The sequence below is a fragment of the Caulobacter sp. ErkDOM-E genome (assembly GCF_048541895.1).
GTDB lineage: Bacteria > Pseudomonadota > Alphaproteobacteria > Caulobacterales > Caulobacteraceae > Caulobacter.
In genome coordinates, this window is the sequence record NZ_CP183331.1 from 425077 (window position 1) to 448000 (window position 22924).

Genomic DNA, 22924 nt, shown 5'->3' on the forward strand with positions numbered 1-22924 from the left:
TGTGATGCGGCAGCTTGTTTGTCCCGCCTGTGGCGCCACCAATCGCGCGCCCGAAAGCCGGAACGCCCTGGCGGCCAAGTGCGGCCGCTGCGGCGAGCGCCTGTTCTCCGGCGCTCCGACCGAGGTGAGCGGCGCGCAACTGGCCGCCCACGCCGGCAAGACCCGCGGCGTCGCTGTTCTCGTCGATGTCTGGGCGCCGTGGTGCGGACCCTGCCGGTCCATGGCCCCTCAGTTTGCTGCTGCAGCCGCGCGGCTCGAGCCGGACGTGCGGCTCTTGAAGCTCAATTCCGAAGCCGAGCCGCAGGCCGCCGGGGCGTTGGGCGTCTCGGGCATTCCGGCGCTGCTGCTCTATCGGGACGGCGCCGTCATCGCCCGATCCGCCGGGCTGATGAGCGCGGCTCAAATCGTCGCCTGGACGCACCAGGCTCTGGCCCAGGCAAGCGCCTGAGCCGCTTGAGGAGATTGATCATGACTGTCGATCGTATGGTTCTGGCTTTTGCCGGCTTTGTCGTCCTGGTGGGCGTCGGCCTGGCCCAGTTTGTTCACCCCTGGTGGATCGGCCTGTCGATCTTTGCAGGCCTCAACATGATCCAGGCGGCCTTCACCGGCTTTTGCCCGGCCGCGATGATCTTCAAGAAACTCGGCGTCAAGCCGGGCGTCGCGTTCCAGTGAACTCGATGCGCGCCGTCCTAGCCCTGTTCTTGCTGGCCAGTGTCGCCGCGCCCTTGGGCGCGTCGGCCATGACCTTGCCCGAGGCCATCGCCCTGGCGCGGCGCGCCAATCCAGGTCTTGCCCAGGTGCAGGCCCAGTCGGACGCGGCCAACGCCCGGCTGGCCCAGGCGCGCTCCGGCCGTCTGCCTAGCCTCACCCTGTCGGGTGAGAGCGCAAGCGGAACGACCGATCTTGGTGGCTTCTTCGGCTTTGGCCAGAGCGATGTCTCGCCCCGCGCGGCGTCGCTGCAACTGCGCCAGCCCCTGTTCTCAGGCGGTGGCGTCAGCGCCGCTATCGCTCAGGCCGCAGAGGGTAAGGCGGCAGCCCTCGCTCAGGTCGGCGGTGCAACGGCTGCGCTCAGCGCCGAGGTTGCGTCATCCTATGTCGGGGTGCTTAGCGCCCAGGACATGGTGGCCTTGAGCCGGGCCCAGCTCGCCCAGATGGAGGCCATCACCAGCCAGGCGCAATTGCGCTTCAAGGGCGGAGAGATACCTCGCACTGATCTCGACCAGGCCATGGCCCGCCAGGCAGAGAGCCGCGCGGGCTTGGCCCGTGCCGAAGGTCAACTGGCCAGGAGCCGGGCACATTTCGTCTCCGTGGTCGGAGCGGAACCGAACGGGCTTGAGGCCGTGGTCGCGCCCCCCGCGACGCCCGCGTCGCTCGATGAGGCGATCGCTACGGCGTCTCAATCGAGCCCCATGCTTTTGGCCGCCGAGGCGGCCGAACGCGCGGCGCAGGCCGGCGTTCGCTACGCCAAGGCCGACCGACTGCCGAACCTCGCCTTGACCGCTACCGCCAGCACAGCGCGCGACCAGTTCTTTCCAGGCTACAGCGCCGATGGCGTCATGGTCGGTGTGCAAGGACGGTGGACCCTGTTTTCGGGCGGTGCTGTAAGCGGCCGCGTTGATGAGGCAGGGGCAGCGCTTCGCGCCGCTCAGGCGGGCCTGAAGTCAGCGAAGGCTCAAGTGCGGGAGGCCGTGATCGGCGCCTGGGGCGATGTCGACACCGCGCGGGCCGTGATGCTGGCCGCCACCGACCAGGCCAGCGCCGCGACCAGCGCGCTGGACAGCGTGCGCAATGAAGTGCGGGTGGGCCAAAAGCCCGTCCTGGATCTGCTCGACGCCGAACGCGAAGCCCTGGCCGCGCAAAGCGCCCTGGTGGCGGCGCGCGGCGAGGTGACGGTCTCGTCCTATCGGCTCGACGCGCTGCTGCATGGCCAATGAACCGGCCACGCCCGGCGATGTCCTGCGGGCTCTGGCCAATAGCCATCGCTTTCGGGTTCTCCGCGCCCTGAGCGACGGAGCTATGTAGGTCAGCGATACTCAGGCTCGTTTGCTGCTCTCGCCGTCGGCGCGGTCGCAACATCTGGCGCGCCTGCGCGACGCTGGAATTGTGGCCACCCGCCGCCTTACCGCGCGAAAATGCTGCGAGTCAGGCACGAAAAGACCAGCCGCCCGGCCTCGTCGAGCAGGTCGTGCTGGGCGATGATCATGCCCTTGCCTTCGCCGACCGGGTCCTTGCCCATTACCGTCATGCGGCCGCGCAGCAGTTCGCCGACCGGCGGGTTGCGCATCCAGCGCAGGGCGTCGACGCCCAGGCGCTTGGTCTGGGGCCAGGCGGCGGCGGCCTCGGCGTCCAGCCGCGACCAGATGGCGAACACCATCACGTCGGGGGCGCCGTTCTCGGGCGGCCAGCCGGGGGCGAAGGCGGCGATGAAGGCCTCCAGCGCCTTGCCCTCCACGGCGCGCGTGCCCAGGGACACGACCTGACCAATCTCGATATCGTCGAACGCGGCGGGCATGTCTGAAGTCTCACTTTGAATCGTCATCAACTGTCCATGGTCGGTCGGTGCTTGTCGAGAGCGCGCGGGCGGGCCATGTGTCCCTGACGCTTTTTGGCTCGGGCAGGCTTCATGTTGATCCGGAAACTTCTCGTGGCCGTGCAGGCCGTGCTCTTTGCCGGGCTTCTTGCCGGCTCGGGCGGGGGACAGGCCCTGGCGGGCCCGGTCAACACCGGTCACATCGAAGCCGAGCTGGTGGCCCAGGACGCCGCCGCCGTTCCGGGCGCCACGATCTATGTGGCCCTGCGCCAGAAGATCCAGCCGGGCTGGCACACCTATTGGCGCAATCCGGGCGACGCGGGCGACGCCACCAAGATCGTCTGGACCCTGCCGACCGGCTGGACCGCCGGCGACATCGTCTGGCCGACCCCGGAGAAGAGCCGCGTCGGGCCGTTGCTCGACTACGCCTATAAGGGCGAGGTGCTGCTGCCCGTGCCGATCACCGTGCCGGTCGACGCCCGTCCGGGCTCGACGGTCACCCTCAAGGCCGCGGCCGCCTTCCTGGTCTGCGAAGAGATCTGCATCCCTGAGGACGCGGTCCTGACCCTGGACCTGCCCATCGTGGCCGGCGCGCCGGGCCCGGATCCGAAATGGGGCGCGGTGGTCGCCAAGACCCTGGCCGACGCCCCTAAGTCCGCCGGCCTGAAGGCCGTGTTCAAGCTGGAGGGTGGCGTTCTGAAGCTGGCCGTCACCGGCGCGCCGCTGAAGGGCGCCGACATGGCCGGCGCCTACTTCTTTCCGTATTCGGGCAAGGTCATCGACCATGCCGCCGACCAGACCATCGAGCGCGGTCCCGAAGGCCTGACCTTGGGCCTGACGCCCGGCTACGACTTTACCAGTGGGACCCCGCCCACCGAACTGTCGGGCGTGCTGGCCTTGAAGGGTCAGTCCGTTGAGGTGACGGCGACGGCGGGCGATCCCCCCGTCACGGCGTCGGGCCTGGGCGCGCCGCCCTCGGTCGCCAAGGGGGCCGCGAAAGGGCCGGTCGACGCCAAGGGCCTGCTCACCGCCCTGGTCTTTGCCTTCCTGGGCGGGCTGATCCTGAACCTGATGCCGTGCGTCTTCCCGGTGCTGTCGATGAAGGCCGCTAGCCTGGCCGGCCACGCCCACGATCCGGGCAAGACCCGCCTGCAGGGCCTGGCCTTCCTGGTCGGGGTGGTCGCCACCTTCCTGGCCCTCGCCGGCCTCTTGATCGCGCTACGGGCCGGCGGCGCCGCCGTGGGCTGGGGCTTCCAGCTGCAGTCGCCGGTGGTGGTGGCCAGCCTGGCCCTGGTGATGCTGCTGGTGGCGCTGAACATGTCGGGGGTCTTCGAGTTCGGGACCTCGGTCCAGGGCGTCGGCGGCAGCATCTCGGCGCGCGGCGGCGTGACCGGCGCCTTCTTCACCGGGGCCCTGGCCGTGGTGGTGGCTGCCCCCTGCACCGCGCCATTCATGGCCGGCGCCCTGGGCTTTGCCCTGGTCCAGCCGCCGCTGATCTCGCTGTCGGTGTTCCTGGCCCTGGCCCTGGGCTTTGCCGCCCCGTTCGTGATCCTGACCTTCGCGCCGGCCCTGCTGGCGCGGCTGCCGCGTCCCGGCGCCTGGATGGATACCCTGAAAAAGGGCCTGGCCTTCCCGATGTATGGCACGGCGGCCTGGCTGGTCTGGGTGTTCAGCCAGCAGTCCGGGTCGATCGCCCTGGGCGAGGTGTTCGCCGCCGCCGTGCTGCTGGCCTTCGGCGCCTGGCTGTACGGCCACGCCCAGACCCGGCGCGCCGTGGGCAAGCCCAGCCTGGTTCCGCTGCTGCTGGCCCTGCTGAGCCTGGCCGGCGCCGTCGCCCTGACGGCCCTGACCCTGCAGGCTCCGGGGCCTGTCGCCGCCACGGCCCAGGCCTCGACGCCCAGCGGTCCGGGTCTGGCCTCCGAGCCCTGGTCGCCGGAGCGGGTCGCCGCCCTGCGGGCGCAGGGCCGGCCGATCCTGGTCGACTTCACCGCCGCCTGGTGCGTGACCTGCCAGGTCAACGAAAAGGTGGCCCTGTCCGGCGCCGGCGTCGCCCAGGTGTTCAAGGACCGCAACGCCGTGCTGCTGAAGGCCGACTGGACCAATCGCGACGCCACCATCGCCGCCGCCCTGGCCGAGCATGGCCGGGCGGGCGTGCCGCTGTATCTGGTCTATCCGGCCAAGGGCGGGCCGCCGGTGATCCTGCCGCAACTGCTGACCGAGGGTATGGTGATCGAGGCCATCGAGAAGGCGGCTTCCTAGTTTCGGAAAACGCCGGGATGTGACAAGCTGCAAAGGCGAGGGGGAACTCTGTCTTTCTGGAGCTCGCATATGTCCAATGTCACGCGCCGTCTCGTCGTCGCCGGCCTGCCGCTGATCGCGGTCGCCGCGCCCGGTCTCGCTCACGCCAAACCCGCCCCGGCCTTCACCGCTGTCGACATCGACGGCAAGACCCGGTCGCTGGCCGAGTTCAGGGGCAAGACCGTGGTCCTGGAATGGGTCAACGAGGGCTGTCCCTATGTGAAGAAGCACTATTCGGGAAACATGCAGGGCCTGCAGGCGGCCGCCACGGCCGATGGCGTGGTCTGGCTGACCATCGCCTCGTCGGCGCCCGGCAAGCAGGGCCATTTCCCGGACGGGGCCGCCGCGCGCAGCTGGATGACCGCCCGGGGCGCCCGGCCCGCCGCCCTGCTGCTGGACCCGGCCGGGACCGTCGCCACCACCTACAAGGCCAAGACCACGCCCCATATGTTCGTCATCGATAAGGCCGGGGCCGTGGTCTACGAGGGCGCCATCGACGACATCCCCAGCAACAAGGTCGAGGACCTGCCCCGGGCCAAAAACCTGGTCGCAGCGGCCCTGGCGGATATGAAGGCGGGCCGGCCGGTCAAGGTGGCCTATGTCCAGCCCTATGGCTGCGCCGTGAAATACAAGGACGCTTGAGGGGCCGCCTAAGCCGCCGGCGTCGGCGGGGCGGTGATCACTTCGACATTGTCGTTGAGCAGATAGACCATGTCGCGCAGGGCCAGGTCCTGATCCTTGACGGTTTTGGCGGCGGTCATGGCGGCCAGCTTTTCGGGCAGGTCGACCGAGATGCCGCGCAGGATGCATTTGAGGTCGTCGACCGCGCCGCGTTCCTTCAGCGTCAGGTGGCCCTTCATGTCGAGGGCGGAAAGCTCGGCGATCTCGGCGCCGAAGGCCTCGGCGCCGGGCAGGGCTGCGGCCGGGGCGGCAGGGTCGGCGTTCAGCGACTTGCGATAGGCCTCGACCTGCAGCTTCAAGCCCCCAGCCCGGCGCACGATGTCGGCGAACAGCGGCTCGCCGGCCACCGAGGCCGGGGCGCTGAGGGCCGGAGCGGCGGTCGGCTGCGGCGCGGGGCCGGTCGAGGCCAGCCACAGCAGGGCGGAAAAGGCGATCGCGTCGCAGGACATCTGAACTCTCCCCGCGAAAAACGTCATTGGTCTGCATGACGCGGCGGCATCCGTTTGGTAAGCCCGCCGGGGTAAACGCCGATTTACCAAACCCGCAAGGAACCGACGCATGGCCGATCTCGACGCCGCCTGGACCCGCCTGGAAACTGCCGCCCAGGCCGCCGGCGACAAGCGCATCGTCGAGATGTTCGAGGCGGAGCCTGGAAGGCTCGCAGCGCTCACGCTTAACGTCGCTGGCCTGCACCTCGACCTGTCGAAACAGGCCTGGGACGAGGCCGGCCTGGAAGCCGCGCTCGACCTGGCCCACGCCGCCGATGTCGAGGGCGCCCGGGCCCGGATGCTGGCCGGCGAGGCGATCAACAGCTCCGAAGGCCGCGCCGTCCTGCACACCGCCCTGCGGGCGCCCGCCGGAGCCGACCTCAAGGCCCAGGGCGTTCCGGTGATGGCGCAGGTCGAATCCGTCCGCCAACGGATGAAGGCCTTCGCCGAGGCCGTCCGCTCGGGCCAGATCAAGGGCGCCACCGGCAAGCCGTTCAAGGCCATACTGCACATCGGCATCGGCGGCAGCGACCTGGGCCCCCGCCTGCTGTGGGACGCCCTGCGGCCCATCAAGCCCGACATCGACCTGCGCTTCGTGGCCAATGTCGACGGCGCCGAGTTCGCCATGATGACCGCCGATCTCGCCCCGGAAGAGACCCTGGTCGTCATCGTCTCCAAGACCTTCACCACCCAGGAGACCCTGGCCAATGCCGGCGCCGCCCGCGCCTGGCTGGTCGAAACCCTTGGCGAGGCCGCCGCCCGTCAGCACCTGGCCGCCATCTCGACCGCCCTGGACAAGACCGCCGCCTTCGGCATCAGCGACGAGCGGGTGTTCGGCTTCTGGGACTGGGTCGGCGGCCGCTATTCGCTGTGGTCGTCGGTCAGCCTGTCGGTGGCCGTGGCCTGCGGCTGGGACGCCTTCGAGGGCTTCCTGGCCGGCGGCGCCGCCATGGACGCCCACTTCGCCTCGGCCCCGCTGGACAAGAACGCCCCGGTGCTGCTGGCCCTGGCCCAGATCTTCAACCGCAATGGCCTGGACCGCCGGGCCCGCTCGGTCGTGCCCTATTCACACCGCCTGCGCCGCCTGGCCGCCTTCCTCCAGCAACTGGAGATGGAGAGCAACGGCAAGTCGGTCGGCCCCGATGGACTGCCGGTCAAGCGCGGCACCGCCACGGTGGTGTTCGGCGACGAGGGCGCCAACGTCCAGCACGCCTATTTCCAGTGCATGCACCAGGGCACCGACATCACGCCGATGGAACTGGTCGGCCTGGCCAAATCCGACGAAGGCCCGGCCGGCATGCACGAAAAGCTGCTGTCCAACCTGCTGGCCCAGGCCGAGGCCTTCATGGTCGGCCGCACCACCGATGACGTGATCGCCGAGCTGACCGCCAAGGGCGTTCCGGAAGCGGAAATCGCCACCCTGGCCCCGCAGCGCACCTTCGCCGGCAACCGGCCTTCAACCCTGCTGCTGCTGGACCACCTGACGCCGCAAACCTTCGGCGCCCTGATCGCCCTCTATGAGCACAAGACCTTCGTCGAGGGGGTGATCTGGGGCATCAACAGCTTCGACCAGTGGGGCGTGGAACTGGGCAAGGTGATGGCCGGCCGGATTTTGCCGGAGCTGGAGAGCGGGGCCGCGGGCAGCCACGATCCGTCGACGGCGGCGCTGATCGGGCGGTTGAAGGTTTAGGGCCCGCCACATACCAAAATTTCCCGTCATTCCCGCCCTTGTGGCGGGAACCTCTCGTACCGCCGCAGGTGCGGCAGGGGCGAAGTGCGCGCGCACTTCGCTGGCGCCTCACGTGAGAGCTGAACCAGGGGTTCCCGCCACAAGGGCGGGAATGACGGAGTTTTTTGGGGCGCGTCGCGTCAATCCGCCTCACCCGGATCAAACCCGCCGCCCAGAAAGTCCATCCCCTCCAGCCGGGCCCGCCAGTCGTTCGGGACGGGATCCATGCCCTCGACCATGTCCAGGGTTTTCATCAGGTCGCGGTAGCTGCCGCGCAGCAGCATCTCCCTGACCGCGAGTCCCCGGAACCGCATCACCTCGTGTTCGAGGCGCTTCAGCTCGGCCTCCTGGGCCTCCAGGCCCGTCGGCGGGAGGGGGATCGCCGTCGCTTCGGCGGGCGGCGTGTCTCTGAACTTGCTCATGGCTAAATCTCCGCAGGATGAGGGGATGAACGGCGCGCCCCGCCTGAAGGCAGGACACAGGTTCGCGTCGTCCGCCGAGCGAAGGCCCGGCGAGGTGGGGAGGCGGCGGAGCGTCCGGGCGCGCCCGGATGTGGATTTGGAGAATACCGTTTCGACACGTACGGGCGCTCCGCGCGGCCGGTGGACGAAAGCCCTCGGGGCGCGGGGTTTTAACCCGCTTCCGAAAGAGGCCTCCGGCGGGCGGACCGGGCAGACGACCCCGATCCGGACCGCGCGGGCGATTTCAGCCCGCGCCTGGCGCGCGTCGTCCGGGCGTCGCCAAAGGGTGTTCCCGGCGGTCCGGGCCCGGCTTCATCACGTTCGACCCCCGCAAGGACCGCCCCGCTCCGCCAGACCCCATCGGGCCTTCAACGACGACCGACGGGCGCTACCCGCTCGACCGCCCCCATCACCCGTCAGATCGCCAGCTGGACGTCCTCCCCGGTGACGAGGCGAGAGTGAGTATGGGGGCGGTTTTGCAGGGGTGGATGAGATTGTCATCGTGACGATGGTTCACGGGATTAGGCCGTTGAAATCCCTGGCGGCGGGGAGGGCCTATCCCCGTGGGGGCACGGGGATAGAGCCTATCAGATCAAGGACTTCAGCCGGTCGATCCCGGTGGCCTGCCGAACGATCAGGGCCGCAAGCGCATTGCCGTTCGCGCCATTGGTGAAGACGACGATCGCGCGCCCGCGTCGGGCGTCGCCGACGCCCAGGGTCTTGAAGATCCCGTAATTGCTGCCGCTGTGCTGGAACAGCGGGCCCGCTGAGGACTGTTCCAGTTCCCAACCCAGTCCGCGTGAAATGTCGGGCCCGCGCACGTCGAGCTGAGGGGTGAGCATCGCCCGCCGGGTCGCATCGCTGATCTCCCAGTCCGCCCGCCCCGGCCGGTCCATCATCAGCAGCATGAACTTGGCATAGTCGGACGCCGTCGTCAGGAGCCCGCCCGCCGAATTGACCAGCAGGTCGTGCGTCGACGGCGCCGTCTTGGGATCGGTCTCGCGCATCGCCGCGATCGAATCCTCATAGGTCCATGACGCGATCGGCTTGCCCCACCGCGACGCGACCGCAAGCAGCTGGTCGCCCAGCTCGCGCGTGGGCTGGGGAGGAAGCGCCTGCTCGCCTTCCGGAGGCTCGGAATGGCCAAAGACCGCCGACCGGGCGATCTGTTCGTCCCAGCCGAAGCTGCTGTGCGACATGCCCGCCGGACCAAACAGCCTGGCCTGCATCACGCCGCCAAGGCCCATGCCCAGGATCGTCTCGACGACCAGTTGCAGCCAGATGAAGGCCTCGCCCGAATAGGTGTAGCGCGATCCGGGCGGGCTACTTGTGACCAGCGGCGCGGACGCCCAGTTGGGCAGGCCGGTCGAATGGGCCAGCACATGCCGGGCCGTGATCCGTTCCAGGTTCGGGTCATTCCCCAGGTTCGCAGGCCGGCGGTAGGCGACGAGCGGCGTGTCGAGGTCCAGGCGCTTTTCATCGACCAGCCGCATCACGACATAGGCGAAGACCGGCTTGGTCATCGACGCCGCTTCAAACAGCGTGTCCTCCCGCACCGGGTCGCGGGTGAGCACGTTTTTCACGCCGAAGCTGCGGCTCCAGGCCAGCTTTCCGCGGTCTATGACCGCAAGGCCGACGCCGGGCACCCCGGCAATGCGCATGAAGCGTGGAAGCGCCGCAACCAGGTCTTCCGACGGAATCCAGGCGCCGTCGCCGTCCAGGCCTCGGGCTCGCGGACGGGCGCGGGCGGACGTCGACCCGCCGCTGACGGCCAGCGCCGCCGATCCCATCAGCAAGGCCCGCCGGGCGACCATCGTTCCAGAAGGGCTCATTTCGGTTTCCATGCGCAGGCGCGAGAGTCTCGCGTTCTGGCGGCCGTCTTTCAAGGGCTGACCGCGCCTGTGGCAGAGCCGGCGCGACACCACCCGTGGTCGATTGACTCCGGCGCGCGCCGGAGTGAGAACAAAGAGCGAACAAAGGAGCCTTTCATGCCGACCCAACGCCCCCGCCGGCGCGCGCCTCGCCGTGTGTGCAACCCATGAGCCCGCGCAACGGCCGCGCCGGCATACCTGACCCGGAGCGCTTCTTCGACGGCCTGCGTCCCGCGCGCCAGGCCTGTATCGACCAGCTGCGCAACCTGCCGCCCAACGGGCCGCACTACTCGATGATGCGGGTGATCATCGCCGCCCTCGACGTGGCGGCCGAGTTCTTCACCCACCGCCGCGACTTCTTCCTCAGCACCCGGCCGGACATGATCGGGGGCGGGCCGGGGCGGACGGGGGAGGGCGTTTAGGTCGCTCCCCAACGCCACGCCCTAATTCACCGTCATTCCGAGCCTTCAGGTACGCCGACCGCCCCGCCCCCCAAACCTTCCGTCATTCCCGCCCTTGTGGCGGGAACCTCTGGTTCAGCTGACACGTGAGACGCCAGCGAAGTGCGCGCGCACTTCGCCCCTCCTGCACCTGCGGCGGATAGAGGGGTTCCCGCCACAAGGGCGGGAATGACGGGAGTTTTAAGGGTTGGCCTCGCCTCCCGCCCCGACCGCCCCAGGTCGGAGCCATCCTTACATCTCGTGGAGGCTGCAGCGTGCGGGTCTGGGCAGGTCAGTCAAGGACCGGTCTCCGACCGGCCGCGTCGCGGCGGCCCGCAGGGCCGTGTCGGCGGAGTGACCTGTCCAGACCCGCGATCGTCTCGCCGTGAGATGTAAGGAGGGGTGTGCTTCCCGGGGGAAGGTGGCCTCTTGCCGATTGGTGTTATCTTAAATTAGCTGGCCCGGCTTTGTCGTAGTGTGAATATCATCCGGAACCAAAGACTGGGAAGCCTGTTGAGTTCCCTCATGCATACCTGAAATCTGTGCTGGAACGAGGGAGCTTGATCTTACAGACTTGGCAAAGGTCGGCCGGTCGATGCGCACGAAATCCAAGACGGCTCCCACGAATGATCGTGGCAGAGTTTCCAGCTCGTCGAACGATGGAACTGTTCTGGAAAAGGCAGCACTTTCTAACAAGCGCGCGACTTCAAATAATGTATCGCCACGCGTCATTTTTAGAACTATTTCTGCAAGTCCTTCAGCAGGTATTGCGGCCAAGTCTTTTGTAATTCCATCACGTACAACTTTGGCTAGTCCAGCCCCATTCGGCGCGTATTCGCGAATTGCAGACTCTGCGAAACGTACCTTTTCCAATGTTCCATCAGTATCGGAGCCATAGCGAATTGCATCGGTAAGACCCTTGAGGCGCTCGGCAGCTGGTCGCAACGCTGTATCTGCCGAAGCAAAGTCGAGAGAGGCCGCCGCAATCGCAGTGCTTAGATATGTAAGTCTCAGTAACGTCTTTGCGCTATCAGAAGAGGGATGGGCTGATGTGACTTCTCGCGCAAAGATGCCGGCGCTTTCCAAGGATACGTTTGCACTCGATGCGCCGAAACGATCGGCAATGGATGATTTCAGTTGCGAGAATTGATCTCTAAGTATTCGAGTCGCTCTGGCCGTATCGAGAGTTGCGACATCTGAGGCTAGCTCCTCTTCGTCCAGCCGATCCCAATTGGCTAGTTCCGCACTGCCTTTAAGGCGTTGGATATCTCCGCCGTCAATCCATAGGACTCCTTGCTTGCGTGCGAGCCGCCGTAAGCCGGGTCTTGGGTCAGTGGTTGCAACGCCTGCGCCCTCGACTCCAATTGTCTCAGCGAGACCCTTTACGAAGAACAAGCGTTCGGCGGCTTTTGGAGTCCCTTTGTCCTTGATGTCGACGATAGTTCTGCGGCGCGCTAGGGTCGCAGACCGTTCGTAAACCCATAGGTCAGCATCGGTGAGATCGACGCCCTCATGTCGTATTGGGACGCCTCTGACGACAAAGAAGCCGGCGCGAAGAAAGTATCTCCGCAGCAGCTCCTCGGTCTGCAAGCCTTTCGAACCGGTTTTCTTCGGGCTCACAATTTGCCTCCGCCTCGCACTGCGCTAAGGAGCGTACGCGTTTGCGCCTTACTGGCGGCACCCTGCGTTTTCCTCCGATACTGTGTACGATCAACCTCGGGCGGAGTATAACCTTTCATACCCGCGCCTGGTAGGTTCTCAAGCGACGCGGCGCTTGCGTTTCCGCCTTCCAGAACTTGCAGCGCCAGTTCGCCGACCTCACGCTTTAGAAGTCGCATTTTGAAGTAGTTGTTGCCCGTGGGAATGATTTTCACCACTCGATCAAACTCTAGCGCACGGTAATCGTAGCCGATGGCTGGGGCGGGTCCCACTTCCTCGTCCCGCAGAAGTTTTCTGAGCAGCGCACCCACCGCGAAAAGGCGGCCACGCTCAGTCGGGCTCAATGACATGCCATAGCTCAGGCCAGAGACGAGGGCCTTAGCATGGTCAAAAGCATCATCGACCATGGGATTCACGAACTTGTGGAAGGCCCCAGGTGCCGTGACGAAAACATGTTCGCCTGCTTCATTCGAGACAACATTCATATCGTAGAGCGCCGCCGCCCGGAGCTTCGAGAGCAGATTTGCACCCAGCACCCTTTCTGCAACCGAAAGCATTACACATCCTAGCCGGCTGACCATTTGATCGAATTCGACCATTTTGGCTTGCTCAGCCTGCGTGAGGGCATCGAGCACCTTTTTTGTTTTTGCAGCAGTGTCTCGACGAAAGAGGTTTCCGTTGAATAGTAGGCGATCCGTTCCCTCGCCCTCTGCATCAACAAAGCCAATTTCCCAGGCTTGCTGGAGGAAATCGGCAGTATCCGCGCTGCTTAACTTATAGATATCGCTTACGTATTCCGCTGCAGCTGTGGCGTTTACGGGTGTTTCCGATGCAAGTTCCGCAAGGCCGACAGCTGCGCGTTCGAAAGGTTGAGGTTCATTTTCCTCAAATAAATCTGCTGCATGACCGAGTGCGGTTCGTCCGCTTACACCAAGTACGGCGACTGTTTCGTCGCTACCAACATCGACAACTCGCCGGTCCTGGAGCTGCCGAAGGCACGCTTGAAGTTCCGTCTTCGGGTTCAACCCACCTATGCGTGCAGCAGCGACTACCTCGGACTGCGAAAGTCGAGCTTCTTTGCTTTCCGCCATCCGCGCCAGAAGTGCGGCGGCTTTGGCGGCAAGATCAATTGCGCTATACTCTGTTGCGCCTCGGGTATCTGAAGCGACCTTGCGGCCATGGTGAATGATCCATGCGCCTTGCGTTTCTCGATCCATGATGCGTCTCCCCGCTGCAGGGCTATCATGTGACACCAGGGGTTGCGAGCATCCATTGTTGGCGCAGCATTTGGGTGGCAAGCGGGCAAGGGCTCGGTTCCTTCTTTGGTCATGGCGTTTTCGCCGCCCCCTTCCCCCTTCCCCCTTCCGCCCCGCTAGGCTATAGCCCGCCCGCAATGACCCGCACGCCGCACCATCACGGCCGCCACCACCATCCGACCTCGCCTCGCGGGATCGGCCGGGTCTGCTCGCTCTAAAACAGCGACACCCAGCCAGAGCCCCGCCCAAGGCGGATGGGGCTTGCTGAAAAGCGCCATCCGTCGAGACCTGACTTCCTAGGATCGACGCCGCGACATGACCGACCAGCCCGCAGACACCTTCCGCCCCGAAGCCCGCGCCCCGCGCGGCTTCGCCGACAAGCGCGCCCGCGACCTGCGGGCCGAGCGCGCCATTCTGGAGGCGGTGTCGAAGGTCTATGAGCGGCACGGCTTCGAGGCGCTGGACACCGGGGCCTTCGAATATGCCGACGCCCTGGGCAAGTTCCTGCCCGACAGCGACCGTCCCAATGAGGGCGTGTTCGCCCTGCAGGACGACGACGACCAGTGGATGGCGCTGCGCTACGACCTGACCGCGCCCCTGGCCCGGTTCGCGGCCCAGAACTGGGAGACCCTGCCCAAGCCGTTCCGCCGCTATGCCTATGGCCCGGTGTGGCGCAACGAGAAGCCCGGCCCCGGCCGCTTCCGCGAATTCATCCAGTGCGACGCCGACACGGTGGGCTCGGCCCGGCCCGAGGCCGACGCCGAGATCATCGCCATGGCCGTGGCGGGTCTGGAAGCCGCCGGCCTGCCGCGCGGCTCGGCCGTGCTGCGGATCAACAATCGCAAGCTGCTGAACGGCCTTTTGACCTCGGCCGGGGTCGAGACCGGCGGCCAGAAGCTGGCCGTGCTGCGCGCCGTCGACAAGCTGGACCGGCTGGGCGTCGAGGGCGTGCGCCTGCTGCTGGGCGAGGGGCGGCTGGACGAGAGCGGCGCCTTCACCAAGGGCGCGGGCCTGGTGGGCAAGGCCATCGATGCGGTGCTCGACTTCGTCCAGGCCGGGTCCGGCGGGCGCTCGGAGACCCTGAGCAAGATCGCCAATGTCATCGGCGGTTCGGCCGAGGGCGACGAGGGGCTCAATGAGTTGGCCTTGATCGATGCGGCCCTGAAAAGCCTGGGTGTCGCCGACGACCAGGCGATGTTCGAGCCGTCGATCGTGCGCGGGCTGGAATACTACACCGGCGCGGTGTTCGAGGCCGAGCTGCTGCTGTCCACCCTGGATGAGAAGGGCGCCAAGGTCTCGTTCGGCTCGATCGGCGGCGGCGGGCGCTATGACGACCTGATCGCGCGGTTCACCGGCGAGCCCGTGCCGGCCACCGGCTTCTCGTTCGGCGTCTCGCGCCTGGCCTCGGCCCTGCGGGCGGCGGGACGCGAGCCCGGCGGCGCGGCGCGGGGGCCGGTGGTGATCATCAATTTCGACCAGGCCCACATGGGCGAGTATTTCTCGGTCGCCGCCGACCTGCGCAACGCCGGCATCCCGGCCGAGGTGTATCTCGGAACCTCCGGCATGCGGCCGCAGATGAAATATGCCGACCGCCGGATGGCGCCGGCCGCCATCATGCTGGGCGGCGACGAGATCGCGGCCGGCACGGTGACGATCAAGGACCTCGATTTGGGCCGCGAGCTGGCCTCCGGCGTGGCCGACAACGCCGCCTGGAAGGCCGAGCGTCCCGGCCAGCAGACGATCCCGCGCGGCGAGCTGGTGGCCGCTGTCCGCAAGATCATTGAAGGGTAGGGCATGAGGCTCGAGCGTTCCATTCCCGCGGAGGCGCTGGGCGCCATCCGCGCCCCGCTGCTGGCGGCCGGCGCCGTGCTGACCGACGCGCCGGTGCTGCAGCCCCTGGGCCTGCTGCTGGACCTGGCCGGCGAGGCCATGCGGTCGCGATTGTTCGTGGTGTCCGGCGACGGGGGCGAAGAGGCCTGCCTGCGCCCCGACTTCACCGTGGCCATCGCCCGCGCGCACCTGGAGGCCGGGGCGGCGTCGGGGCGCTATCTCTATGACGGCAAGGCCTTCCGCGTCGCGCCGCGCGGCAGCGACCGGGCCGAGGAGTTCCTGCAGATCGGCGTCGAGGCCTTCGAGGCGGGCGACCCCGTCGCCGCCGACGCCGAGATCGCCGCTTTGGCCTGGGCGTCGTCGGCCGCCGGCGGACGCGCGGACCTGTCGCTGGTGCTGGGCGATGTGGGACTGTTCGGGGCCTTCGTCGACACGCTGGGCCTGGCCGCGCCCCTGGCCGCCCGGCTGAAGCGCGCCTTCACCCGGCCGCGCCAGTTGAAGATCGAACTGGACGGCGGTGTCGAGGCCAGCGCCGAGCAGAGCCGGATCGCCGCCCTGCTGGCCGGCCTGCCCGAGGGCGAGGCCTCGGCGGTGTTGCAGGAGCTGTGGTCCCTGGCCGGCATCGAGCCGGTCGGCGGTCGCCGTCCCGCCGAGATCGTCCACCGCCTGGTCGAACGCGCCGAGGCCGCCAAGGCCGGACGTCTGTCGCCCGAGCAGGCCGATGCGGTCCGCGCCTTCCTGGCGGTCAGCGACCGTCCGGGCGCGGCGCTGGACGCCATCTCGGCGCTGGCCGGCCCGCAACGCGCGGCGCTGGACGCGGCCCTGGACGGCTGGCGCGCGCGTCTGGCCGGCATGGCCGCGCGCGGCGTGCCCGAGGACCGCATGGTGCTGACCGCCGCCTTCGGGCGCGCGTTCGGCTATTACGACGGCTACTTGTTCGAAGTGCGCAGCGCGGCGCTGGGCGACGAGCGGCCCGTGGCGGCCGGCGGTCGTTATGACGGGCTTCCCGCGCGCCTTGGGGCGGCGCGGACAACCGGCGCGGTGGGCTGCATGGTCCGTCCCGCCCGAGCCTATGCGGGAGGCGGCGAATGAGCGCGCAAATGATCTTCGCCATTCCGTCAAAAGGCCGCCTGAAAGAGCAGGTCGAGGCCTGGCTGGCCGAGTGCGGCTTCAAGCTGGACATGACCGGCGGCTCGCGCGGCTATAGCGCCGAACTGTCGGGCCTGCCCGGCGTGTCGGTGCGCCTGCTGTCGGCCGGCGACATCGCGGCCGGTCTCGACGCCGGCGAGCTGCACCTGGGCGTCACGGGCGAGGACCTGCTGCGCGAGCGCGGCGACGACATGGACAGCCGGGTGATGCTGCTGCGCGCCCTGGGCTTTGGCCGCGCCGACCTGGTGGTCACCGCCCCCAAGAGCTGGCTGGACGTCGACACCATGGCCGATATCGACGAGGTCGGGCACGCTCATCTGGCCCGCACCGGCCGCCGCCTGCGGGTGGCGACCAAATATGTGACCCAGACCCGGGCCTTCTTCGCCCGCCACGGCGTGGCCGACTATCGCATCGTCGAGAGCAGCGGCGCCACCGAGGGGGCTCCGGCCGCCGGGGCGGCGGAACTGGTGGTCGACATCACCACCACCGGCGCGACCCTGGCGGCCAACGGCCTGAAGATCCTGACCGACGGCGTGATCCTGAAAAGCCAGGCCCAGCTGACCGCCTCGCTGATCGCCGACTGGTCGCAAGAGCAGCTGGGCAGCCTGCAGCGGTTGCTGGCGGTGGTCGAGGCCAAGGGCCGGGCGCGGACGCTCGCCACCCTGGTCTGGCCCGCCGAACAGGACGACCTGGCCCAGGCCGCCGTCGCCGGCTTTGTCGCCAAGGGCGGCTCGCGCCGGACCAACGGCGCCCTGCTGGCCACCGCCGATCTGTTCGACGCCGCCGCCGCCTTGGCCGCTGCGGGGGTCGAGCCGGTCACCGTGTCGCGTCCCGACTACGTGTTTGAGTCCCGGTCGCGGGTGCTGGACCAGCTGGCCGCTCGCCTGAAGGGCGGTATTTGACGATATCGCCAAAAATATCCTGAGAGATCAGTGATAAGTTTGACTGGCGCGTCCAAACTACGTCCAGTTCGTCAAAAAAAGCTCAAACCGTTGCAGAAAGGGGCTTGGTGTCGTTGACACCGCCCCAATTATGACGTTTCTAACGCTTGCAAGGAAGAACAGAGCCCATCAGAGAGCTCCCTTCCTTCGGCGTTTCGGGGAGGAAACGCCCGCCTAGATCGAATGATCGAGAAATAGCCAGCCCGTCGCGATTATCCCCCGCGGCGGGTTTGGTGTATCTGGGCCCCGGTTTCCATATTTGACGCAAGTGTCAAAAGTTTCAGCGCCGGGTAGCGGCGACCCCCATGCGCGCCATTGCGGAAGGGGCGCAAGGGCGGAGATGATCGCGCTGCGCCGCACGGCGCGCCTGTCGATTCGCCCGCCTGCGGAGGAGGGACCCCATTTGAAGCCCCTCAGCCTCCTGCTGCCGGCGCTGATCCCGTCGTGGAACTTCTTCGACGTGATCGCGCCCTCGCCGCGCATCGAATACGCCCTGACCGCCTCGTCCGCCGTCCCGAAGCGGGGCTGGACCGAGTTTCGCCCCCGACCCCAGAGGGTGTCGGCGCGGACCCTGCTGGCTCGGCTGCTGTGGAATCCGCGCTGGAACGAGACGCTGTTTCTGGTCAGCTGCGCCGAGCGGCTGATCAACGCCCCCACCGACCACAGCCAGGACGAGATCTTCACGCGCCTCGCCGCCGATCTGACAGCGGACGGCGCGACCGGCGACTGGCTGAGCTTCCGGCTGGTCTTCGTCAGCCGCGAGGACGAGGCGATCCAGCGCGAGGTGCTGTTCCAGTCGGCCCCGCGCCGGCTGTCGGTGATCGCGGCCCGATGACGCTCGAGAACGCCGCCCGCCTGACCGAGGCCCTGCTGGCCCTGGCCCTGATCCAGCAGAGTCTCGAGCACCTGAGCGGCCCCCGCGCCGACCGGCCGCTGTTCCTGGCGCGGATCGGACTGTGCGGACTGGTGATCCTCGGCGCGGTCTCGCCCTGGCCGGCGGTTGATCTGGTGGGGCTGCTGGGCCTGGCGGGGCTGTCGCTGCTGATCCTGCAGCGCTTCCAGGGGCCCTATAATGGCGGCAGCGATCGCATGGGCCTGCTGGCCCTGTGGTGCCTGACCCTGTCGCGGCTGATGCCGACGCCGGCCCTGCAGGAGCTGGTGTTCGGCTATCTGGGGCTGCAGCTGATGCTGTCCTATTTCATCTCCGGCTGGGTCAAGGTGGTCAATCCCGACTGGCGCAGCGGCCGGGCCCTGGCCGACGTGTTCCGGTTCTCGGCCTATCCGGTCAGCGAGGACCTGCGCCGCCTGGCCGATCGACCGCGCCTGCTGCGGGTGATGTCCTGGGCGGTGATGCTGTTCGAACTCGCCTTGCCCCTGACCCTGCTGTCGCGCGAGACCCTGATCGCCGGGCTGGTGATCGCCGGGACCTTCCACCTGGCCAATGCCTGCCTGTTCGGGCTCAACCGCTTCTTCTGGACCTGGCTGGCGGTCTATCCGGCGATCCTGTGGCTGCAAGATCGTCTCCTATAGGCGCTCTTGACTCATTTCGATGATTAGCTAATCATCTCATCATGAGCCAGGTGTTCAGAGCCCTTTCCGATCCCACCCGCCGACGGGTGCTGCAGCTTCTGCGCAAGGGGCCGCTGAGCGCCGGCGAGCTCAGCGACCAGTTCGAGGTCTCCAAGCCGACCATGTCGGCGCACTTCGCCGTGCTGAAGGAGGCTGACCTGGTCCACGCCGAAAAGGCCGGCAAGTCCGTCATCTATCACCTGAAGCTTTCGGTGCTCGAAGAGGCGCTGCTGGGCTTTGTCCATTCATTTGGCCTGGGCGCAGAGTCGCCTGAGCCCAAGAAGGAGACTGCGCGATGAACAAGGATCTGATCGGAGACTTCGCCTGGGGTGGCGGCATTCTCGTCCTGGCGCTCGTCGCGTCCTTCGCCCGCAAGCAGGGCTATATCGACAACGATACGACCATAAGGCTGGTCCTGGGCGCCACGGGCCTGATGGTCGCCTGGACCGGCAACCGGCTGCCCAAAACCTTCGTCCCCAGCGCGCGAGCCCGCGGGGCCAGGCGGGTTGCGGCCTGGTCGCTGGTTCTGAGCGGGCTGATCTATGCCGGACTCTGGGTGTTCGCCCCGATCCCGGTGGCGGTCGTGGGCGGGTGCGGCGCGGTCGTGGCGGGGATCGCGGTGACGCTCGGCTACTGCCTGTCGCTGCGGGACAAGGCCAAAGCCGGGTAGCTCGAACGGTCATCCAGACGAGTGAGGCGGGCGTCGGCCGCTCGGCGTCGGGGTCAGGAAAAAGGGGCCGGCGCGTGCGCGCCGACCCCTTCAGTTTTCAGCCCTGTGCGGGACCTACCAGATCTTCACGCGGTCTTCCGGCGCGATGTACAGCTTGTCGCCCGGCTTGATGTCGAAGGCCTTGTACCAGCCCGGCTGGTTCCGGATCGTGCCGTTGACCCGGTAATAGGCCGGGGAGTGCGGGCCGCTGGTGACCTGCTGCTTGAGAGCCTCGTCGCGCTGCTTCTGGCGCCACACCTGGGCCCAGCCCAGATAGATGCGCTGGTCGCCGGTCAGGCCGTCCAGAATCGGAGCCGGCTTGCCGTTCAGCGAGGCGTGATAGGCGTCCAGCCCGAACGCCAGGCCGCCCATGTCGCCGATGTTCTCGCCCATGGTCAGGGGGCCGTTCAGCTTCATGCCCGGCAGCGGCTCGAAGGCCCCGTACTGGGCGCCCAGACGGTCGGCCTGGGCCTTGAACTTGGCGGCGTCTTCGGCCGTCCACCAGTCGCGCAGCACGCCGTCGCCGTCGGACTTGCGGCCCTGGTCGTCAAAGCCGTGGCCGATCTCGTGGCCGATCACCCCGCCGATGCCGCCATAGTTGACGGCCGGGTCGGCGTCGGGATGGAAGAACGGCGCCTGCAGGATGGCGGCCGGGAAGACGATCTCGTTATTGACCGAGTTGTAGTAGGCGTTGACCGTCTGCGGGGTCATGCCCCACTCGGTCTTGTCGACCGGCTTGAACAGGCGCTCGACATCCTCGCGCCAGGCCCAGACGCCGGCGCGCTGGGCGTTGCCATAGGCGTCGTTGTCCTTGATCTCGAGCTTGGAATAGTCTTCCCAGACATCGGGATAGCCGATCTTGACGGTGAACTTGGTCAGCTTGTCCTGGGCCTTGACCTTGGTCTCGGCGCTCATCCAGTCCAGATTGTCGATGCGGGTCTTCATGGCCGAGCGGATATTGGCCACCAGGTCCAGCATCTTGGCTTTGGACTCCGGCGGGAAATAGGCCGCCACATAGTCCTTGCCGACCGCTTCGCCCAGGATGCCGTTGACCTGGGCCACGCCGCGCTTCCAGCGCGGGCGCTGCTCGGGCTGACCCGACAGGGTCTTGTTGCGGAACGCGAAGCTGGCCTCGACGAAGCGCTTGGACAGCATGGGCGCGGCGTCGTCGGTGACCTTGAACGCCTGCCAGGCCTTCAGGGTGTCCAGCGGGGTTTCCGCATAGATGGCCGCATATTTCGGGAAGGTGGTGTTGGTGGTGACCACGAAGCGGTCGACCTTGGGCAGTTCCGAGCCGGCCAGATAGCGGTTCCAGTCATAGCCCGGCGTCATGGCCTGCAATTCCGCCAGGGTGGCGGGGTTGTAGGTCTTGTCGCGGTCGCGGCGCTCGGCGCGGGTCCAGGTGACCTCGGCCAGCCGGGTTTCGAAGGCGACGATGGCCTTGGCATGGTCGGCGGGCTTGTCCCAGCCGGCCATGGTCAGGATCTGTTCGACATAGGCCAGATAGGCGGTCTTCTTGTCGGCGAACTTGGCGTCCAGATAATAGTCGCGGTCGGGCAGCGACAGGCCGCCAGCCCCGGCATAGACGGCATAGGCTTTGGGGTTCTTGGCGTCGGTCTGGATGCCCAGGCCCAGCAGGCTGGTGAACGGCGCGACGCTGCTCTGGCCCATCAGGGCGGTGAAGGCGTCCTTGCTCTTCACGGCCTTGATTTGCGCGAGGTAGGGCGCGATCGGCTTGGCGTCCAGGGCCTCGATGGCGGCCTCGTCCATGAAGGCGCGATAAGCGGCGCCGACCTTGGCGGTGTCGCCCGCGGCGGCCTTGTTGGCGGCGGCGGCCTCGATGATCGCCTTGGTGCGGGCTTCCGACAGTTCCGACAGCTTGTCGAAATTTCCATAGCGCGTGCGGTCCGACGGGATTTCCGTGCGGGCGTCCCAGGCGCCGTTGGCCCACTTGTAGAAGTCGTCGCCCGGCTTGACGCTGCTGTCGATGCCCGAGGTGTCGAAGCCCCACGCGCCGTAGCGCGGCGACTCCAGCGAGGTCAGGTCGCCGGCCGCGCCTTCCGAAGTCCCATTCAGCAGGGGCGCGGCAAACAGGGCCTGGGTCGTGCAGGCGTCATCAAGGCACAGATGGTCCTCGCCGGCCTGGGCGCCGAAGGCCGAAAGGGAAAGCGCGGCCACGGCGGCGGCGGCGAACCAAACTCGTTTCATGGAAGTCGTATCCGTTGGTGTGAGCTGGCCGCAATCTGCCCCGCCGTGGAAGTTTTGCTCCCTTACAAATTTGTCATGTCCGGCCAGAATGGGCGGCTAGTGGTGCTGATGTTCGCCCATCGATCCCTGCGAAGCCTGGGGCGCGGCGCTCTGCACGGTCAGCTCGACGGCGGCGCGGCGGCCATTGTCGAAGACCAGGGTTATGGGGGCTTTTTGCCCCTGGGCCAGGGGCTGTTTCAGACCCAGCAGCATGAAGTGATAGCCGCCCGGGGCGAAGGCCACCGAGCCGCCGGCCGGGATGGTCACGCCCTGGTCCAGGCGGCGCATGGTCATCACGCCATTGGCCATGGCCGAGCGATGGATCTCCACCACGCCGGCCAGGGGGCTTTCGGCGCTGACCAGCTTGACCGGCTTGGCGCCGGCATTGGCGATGGTCATGAAGCCGACCCCGTTCATGCTGGCCATGGCCGGGCGGGCCCACGGATTGCCGATCGTCAGGGCGCCGACCTTGTAGTCGCCGGCGAAGGCGGGGGCGGTGAAGGCGAGAACGGCCGCGAGGGCCAGGAAGCGTGCGGTGCGCATGGGGCTCTCCAGGATCAATGTTTGTGGCCGGCCGAAACGGCCTCGGTGGGGATCAGGCGAAGGGCGGCGGCGGGGCGGGACAGCTTCGCGCCCGGCGCCTCGGCGGAAGGAACCTCCGTCCACTGACTTTCTCCTTTCTCGCAGGTCTGGATGACCGGAAAGATCAGGGTTTCGGCCGTGGCCGGCAGTTTCATCAGCAGCGGAAACTCGTCGAACGCCTCGTCGGGCAGGCGGCCGACATAGGTGACCGCCGAGGGCGCGGCCTTGGGATCGGCGCCGGGCTCGCGCTCGATCTCATAGGTCCAGCCCGGCTTGGGCTGGGGCCGGGCCGAGACCACGCCGGGCGGGATCTCGATGCGGACCTTCAGGGTGACGTCGCCCGCCGAGCAGGCATGGCCCACCCGGAAAGCGACGGCGGCATAGGACCCCGCCCGCGCCGTATCGGGCGCGGCGACCACATGGGCCAGGGCGGGCAGGGGGGTGGCCAGGGCCAGGAGTGTGAGGGCGATCTTGCGCATCATGG

General features: G+C 67.5%; 23 protein-coding genes and 1 pseudogene. 14 read left to right on the forward strand and 10 right to left on the reverse strand.

What is annotated here, in order from left to right:
* Nucleotides 1-4 precede the first annotated feature (4 nt).
* From ACN2C7_RS02110 to ACN2C7_RS02120, 3 genes are read left to right on the forward strand one after another with little or no spacing between them, the layout of a single operon-like run.
* Nucleotides 5-448 carry a thioredoxin domain-containing protein gene (locus ACN2C7_RS02110; RefSeq protein WP_419319549.1) on the forward strand — a complete coding sequence of 148 codons (444 nt, stop codon included), beginning with the start codon at nucleotides 5-7 and terminating at the stop codon, nucleotides 446-448.
* A 20-nt stretch (nucleotides 449-468) separates the two neighbouring features.
* Nucleotides 469-672, forward strand: a complete 204-nt coding sequence (locus tag ACN2C7_RS02115) for a YgaP family membrane protein (RefSeq protein ID WP_419319550.1) — start codon at nucleotides 469-471, stop codon at nucleotides 670-672.
* Nucleotides 673-677: 5 nt separating this feature from the next.
* Nucleotides 678-1934 (forward strand): TolC family outer membrane protein, encoded by a 1257-nt coding sequence (locus tag ACN2C7_RS02120; protein ID WP_419319551.1) that lies wholly within the window; start codon nucleotides 678-680, stop codon nucleotides 1932-1934.
* Between the two features lie 185 nt (nucleotides 1935-2119).
* Here ACN2C7_RS02120 and ACN2C7_RS02125 read toward each other — a convergent pair whose 3' ends face one another.
* Nucleotides 2120-2512 (reverse strand): acyl dehydratase, encoded by a 393-nt coding sequence (locus tag ACN2C7_RS02125; RefSeq protein ID WP_419319552.1) that lies wholly within the window; start codon nucleotides 2510-2512, stop codon nucleotides 2120-2122.
* A 111-nt stretch (nucleotides 2513-2623) separates the two neighbouring features.
* Between ACN2C7_RS02125 and ACN2C7_RS02130 the strand changes: the two genes are divergently transcribed.
* The gene (locus ACN2C7_RS02130; RefSeq protein ID WP_419319553.1) at nucleotides 2624-4789 is read left to right on the forward strand and encodes a protein-disulfide reductase DsbD family protein; all 2166 of its coding nucleotides are present in this window, start codon (nucleotides 2624-2626) and stop codon (nucleotides 4787-4789) included.
* Between the two features lie 69 nt (nucleotides 4790-4858).
* Complete coding sequence (locus tag ACN2C7_RS02135) at nucleotides 4859-5470, forward strand: redoxin domain-containing protein (protein ID WP_419319554.1); 612 nt, start codon at nucleotides 4859-4861, stop codon at nucleotides 5468-5470.
* A gap of 8 nt (nucleotides 5471-5478) precedes the next feature.
* On the opposite strand, the gene ACN2C7_RS02140 is transcribed toward ACN2C7_RS02135, so the two are convergent.
* A complete protein-coding gene (locus ACN2C7_RS02140) occupies nucleotides 5479-5958 on the reverse strand; it encodes a hypothetical protein (RefSeq protein WP_419319555.1) in 480 nt (159 codons plus the stop codon).
* A 109-nt stretch (nucleotides 5959-6067) separates the two neighbouring features.
* Here ACN2C7_RS02140 and pgi point away from each other — a divergent pair, with 109 nt between their 5' ends.
* Nucleotides 6068-7687 carry a glucose-6-phosphate isomerase gene (gene pgi / locus ACN2C7_RS02145; RefSeq protein ID WP_419319556.1) on the forward strand — a complete coding sequence of 540 codons (1620 nt, stop codon included), beginning with the start codon at nucleotides 6068-6070 and terminating at the stop codon, nucleotides 7685-7687.
* A 179-nt stretch (nucleotides 7688-7866) separates the two neighbouring features.
* Here the strand turns inward: pgi and ACN2C7_RS02150 are convergent, their stop codons facing one another.
* Together ACN2C7_RS02150 and ACN2C7_RS02155 are read right to left on the reverse strand one after the other, a co-directional pair.
* Nucleotides 7867-8148, reverse strand: coding sequence for a hypothetical protein (locus tag ACN2C7_RS02150; protein WP_419319558.1), 282 nt, complete (start codon nucleotides 8146-8148; stop codon nucleotides 7867-7869).
* Nucleotides 8149-8774: 626 nt separating this feature from the next.
* On the reverse strand, nucleotides 8775-10019 hold the full coding sequence (locus ACN2C7_RS02155; RefSeq protein ID WP_419319559.1) for a serine hydrolase domain-containing protein: 1245 nt from the start codon (nucleotides 10017-10019) through the stop codon (nucleotides 8775-8777).
* A gap of 206 nt (nucleotides 10020-10225) precedes the next feature.
* Here ACN2C7_RS02155 and ACN2C7_RS02160 point away from each other — a divergent pair, with 206 nt between their 5' ends.
* A complete protein-coding gene (locus ACN2C7_RS02160; protein WP_419319561.1) occupies nucleotides 10226-10480 on the forward strand; it encodes a hypothetical protein in 255 nt (84 codons plus the stop codon).
* A 74-nt stretch (nucleotides 10481-10554) separates the two neighbouring features.
* On the opposite strand, the pseudogene ACN2C7_RS02165 reads toward ACN2C7_RS02160, so the two are convergent.
* From ACN2C7_RS02165 to ACN2C7_RS02175, 3 genes and pseudogenes are all read right to left on the reverse strand, one after another.
* Nucleotides 10555-10748 (reverse strand): annotated as a pseudogene (locus ACN2C7_RS02165) (hypothetical protein); the annotation flags it as partial.
* Between the two features lie 197 nt (nucleotides 10749-10945).
* The gene (locus tag ACN2C7_RS02170; protein ID WP_419319563.1) at nucleotides 10946-12118 is read right to left on the reverse strand and encodes a hypothetical protein; all 1173 of its coding nucleotides are present in this window, start codon (nucleotides 12116-12118) and stop codon (nucleotides 10946-10948) included.
* Nucleotides 12115-13374 carry a hypothetical protein gene (locus tag ACN2C7_RS02175; RefSeq protein ID WP_419319564.1) on the reverse strand — a complete coding sequence of 420 codons (1260 nt, stop codon included), beginning with the start codon at nucleotides 13372-13374 and terminating at the stop codon, nucleotides 12115-12117. Before ACN2C7_RS02175 ends, ACN2C7_RS02170 begins: the two co-directional genes overlap by 4 nt.
* Nucleotides 13375-13728: 354 nt before the next feature.
* Here ACN2C7_RS02175 and hisS point away from each other — a divergent pair, with 354 nt between their 5' ends.
* The 7 genes from hisS (at nucleotide 13729) to ACN2C7_RS02210 (ending at nucleotide 19572) form a co-directional block, all read left to right on the forward strand.
* Entirely contained in the window at nucleotides 13729-15204 is a 1476-nt protein-coding gene (gene hisS, locus ACN2C7_RS02180; RefSeq protein ID WP_419319565.1) for a histidine--tRNA ligase, read from the forward strand.
* A 3-nt stretch (nucleotides 15205-15207) separates the two neighbouring features.
* On the forward strand, nucleotides 15208-16335 hold the full coding sequence (locus ACN2C7_RS02185; RefSeq protein WP_419319566.1) for an ATP phosphoribosyltransferase regulatory subunit: 1128 nt from the start codon (nucleotides 15208-15210) through the stop codon (nucleotides 16333-16335).
* Entirely contained in the window at nucleotides 16332-17294 is a 963-nt protein-coding gene (hisG, locus tag ACN2C7_RS02190; protein WP_419319568.1) for an ATP phosphoribosyltransferase, read from the forward strand. Before ACN2C7_RS02185 ends, hisG begins: the two co-directional genes overlap by 4 nt.
* 442 nt (nucleotides 17295-17736) lie before the next feature.
* The gene (locus ACN2C7_RS02195; protein WP_419319569.1) at nucleotides 17737-18168 is read left to right on the forward strand and encodes a hypothetical protein; all 432 of its coding nucleotides are present in this window, start codon (nucleotides 17737-17739) and stop codon (nucleotides 18166-18168) included.
* Nucleotides 18165-18863, forward strand: coding sequence for an HTTM domain-containing protein (locus tag ACN2C7_RS02200; RefSeq protein WP_419319570.1), 699 nt, complete (start codon nucleotides 18165-18167; stop codon nucleotides 18861-18863). Before ACN2C7_RS02195 ends, ACN2C7_RS02200 begins: the two co-directional genes overlap by 4 nt.
* Before the next feature lie 41 nt (nucleotides 18864-18904).
* Nucleotides 18905-19201: an autorepressor SdpR family transcription factor gene (locus tag ACN2C7_RS02205; RefSeq protein ID WP_419319572.1), complete on the forward strand. Its 297-nt coding sequence runs from the start codon at nucleotides 18905-18907 to the stop codon at nucleotides 19199-19201.
* Nucleotides 19198-19572, forward strand: coding sequence for an ammonium transporter (locus tag ACN2C7_RS02210; protein ID WP_419319573.1), 375 nt, complete (start codon nucleotides 19198-19200; stop codon nucleotides 19570-19572). Before ACN2C7_RS02205 ends, ACN2C7_RS02210 begins: the two co-directional genes overlap by 4 nt.
* 114 nt (nucleotides 19573-19686) lie before the next feature.
* Here ACN2C7_RS02210 and ACN2C7_RS02215 read toward each other — a convergent pair whose 3' ends face one another.
* The 3 genes from ACN2C7_RS02215 to ACN2C7_RS02225 form a co-directional block, all read right to left on the reverse strand.
* The gene (locus ACN2C7_RS02215) at nucleotides 19687-21819 is read right to left on the reverse strand and encodes a M13 family metallopeptidase (RefSeq protein WP_419319574.1); all 2133 of its coding nucleotides are present in this window, start codon (nucleotides 21817-21819) and stop codon (nucleotides 19687-19689) included.
* 96 nt (nucleotides 21820-21915) lie between these two features.
* Nucleotides 21916-22401: a copper chaperone PCu(A)C gene (locus ACN2C7_RS02220; protein ID WP_419319575.1), complete on the reverse strand. Its 486-nt coding sequence runs from the start codon at nucleotides 22399-22401 to the stop codon at nucleotides 21916-21918.
* A 14-nt stretch (nucleotides 22402-22415) separates the two neighbouring features.
* Complete coding sequence (locus ACN2C7_RS02225; RefSeq protein WP_419319576.1) at nucleotides 22416-22919, reverse strand: YcnI family protein; 504 nt, start codon at nucleotides 22917-22919, stop codon at nucleotides 22416-22418.
* Between the last annotated feature and the right edge of the window lie 5 nt (nucleotides 22920-22924).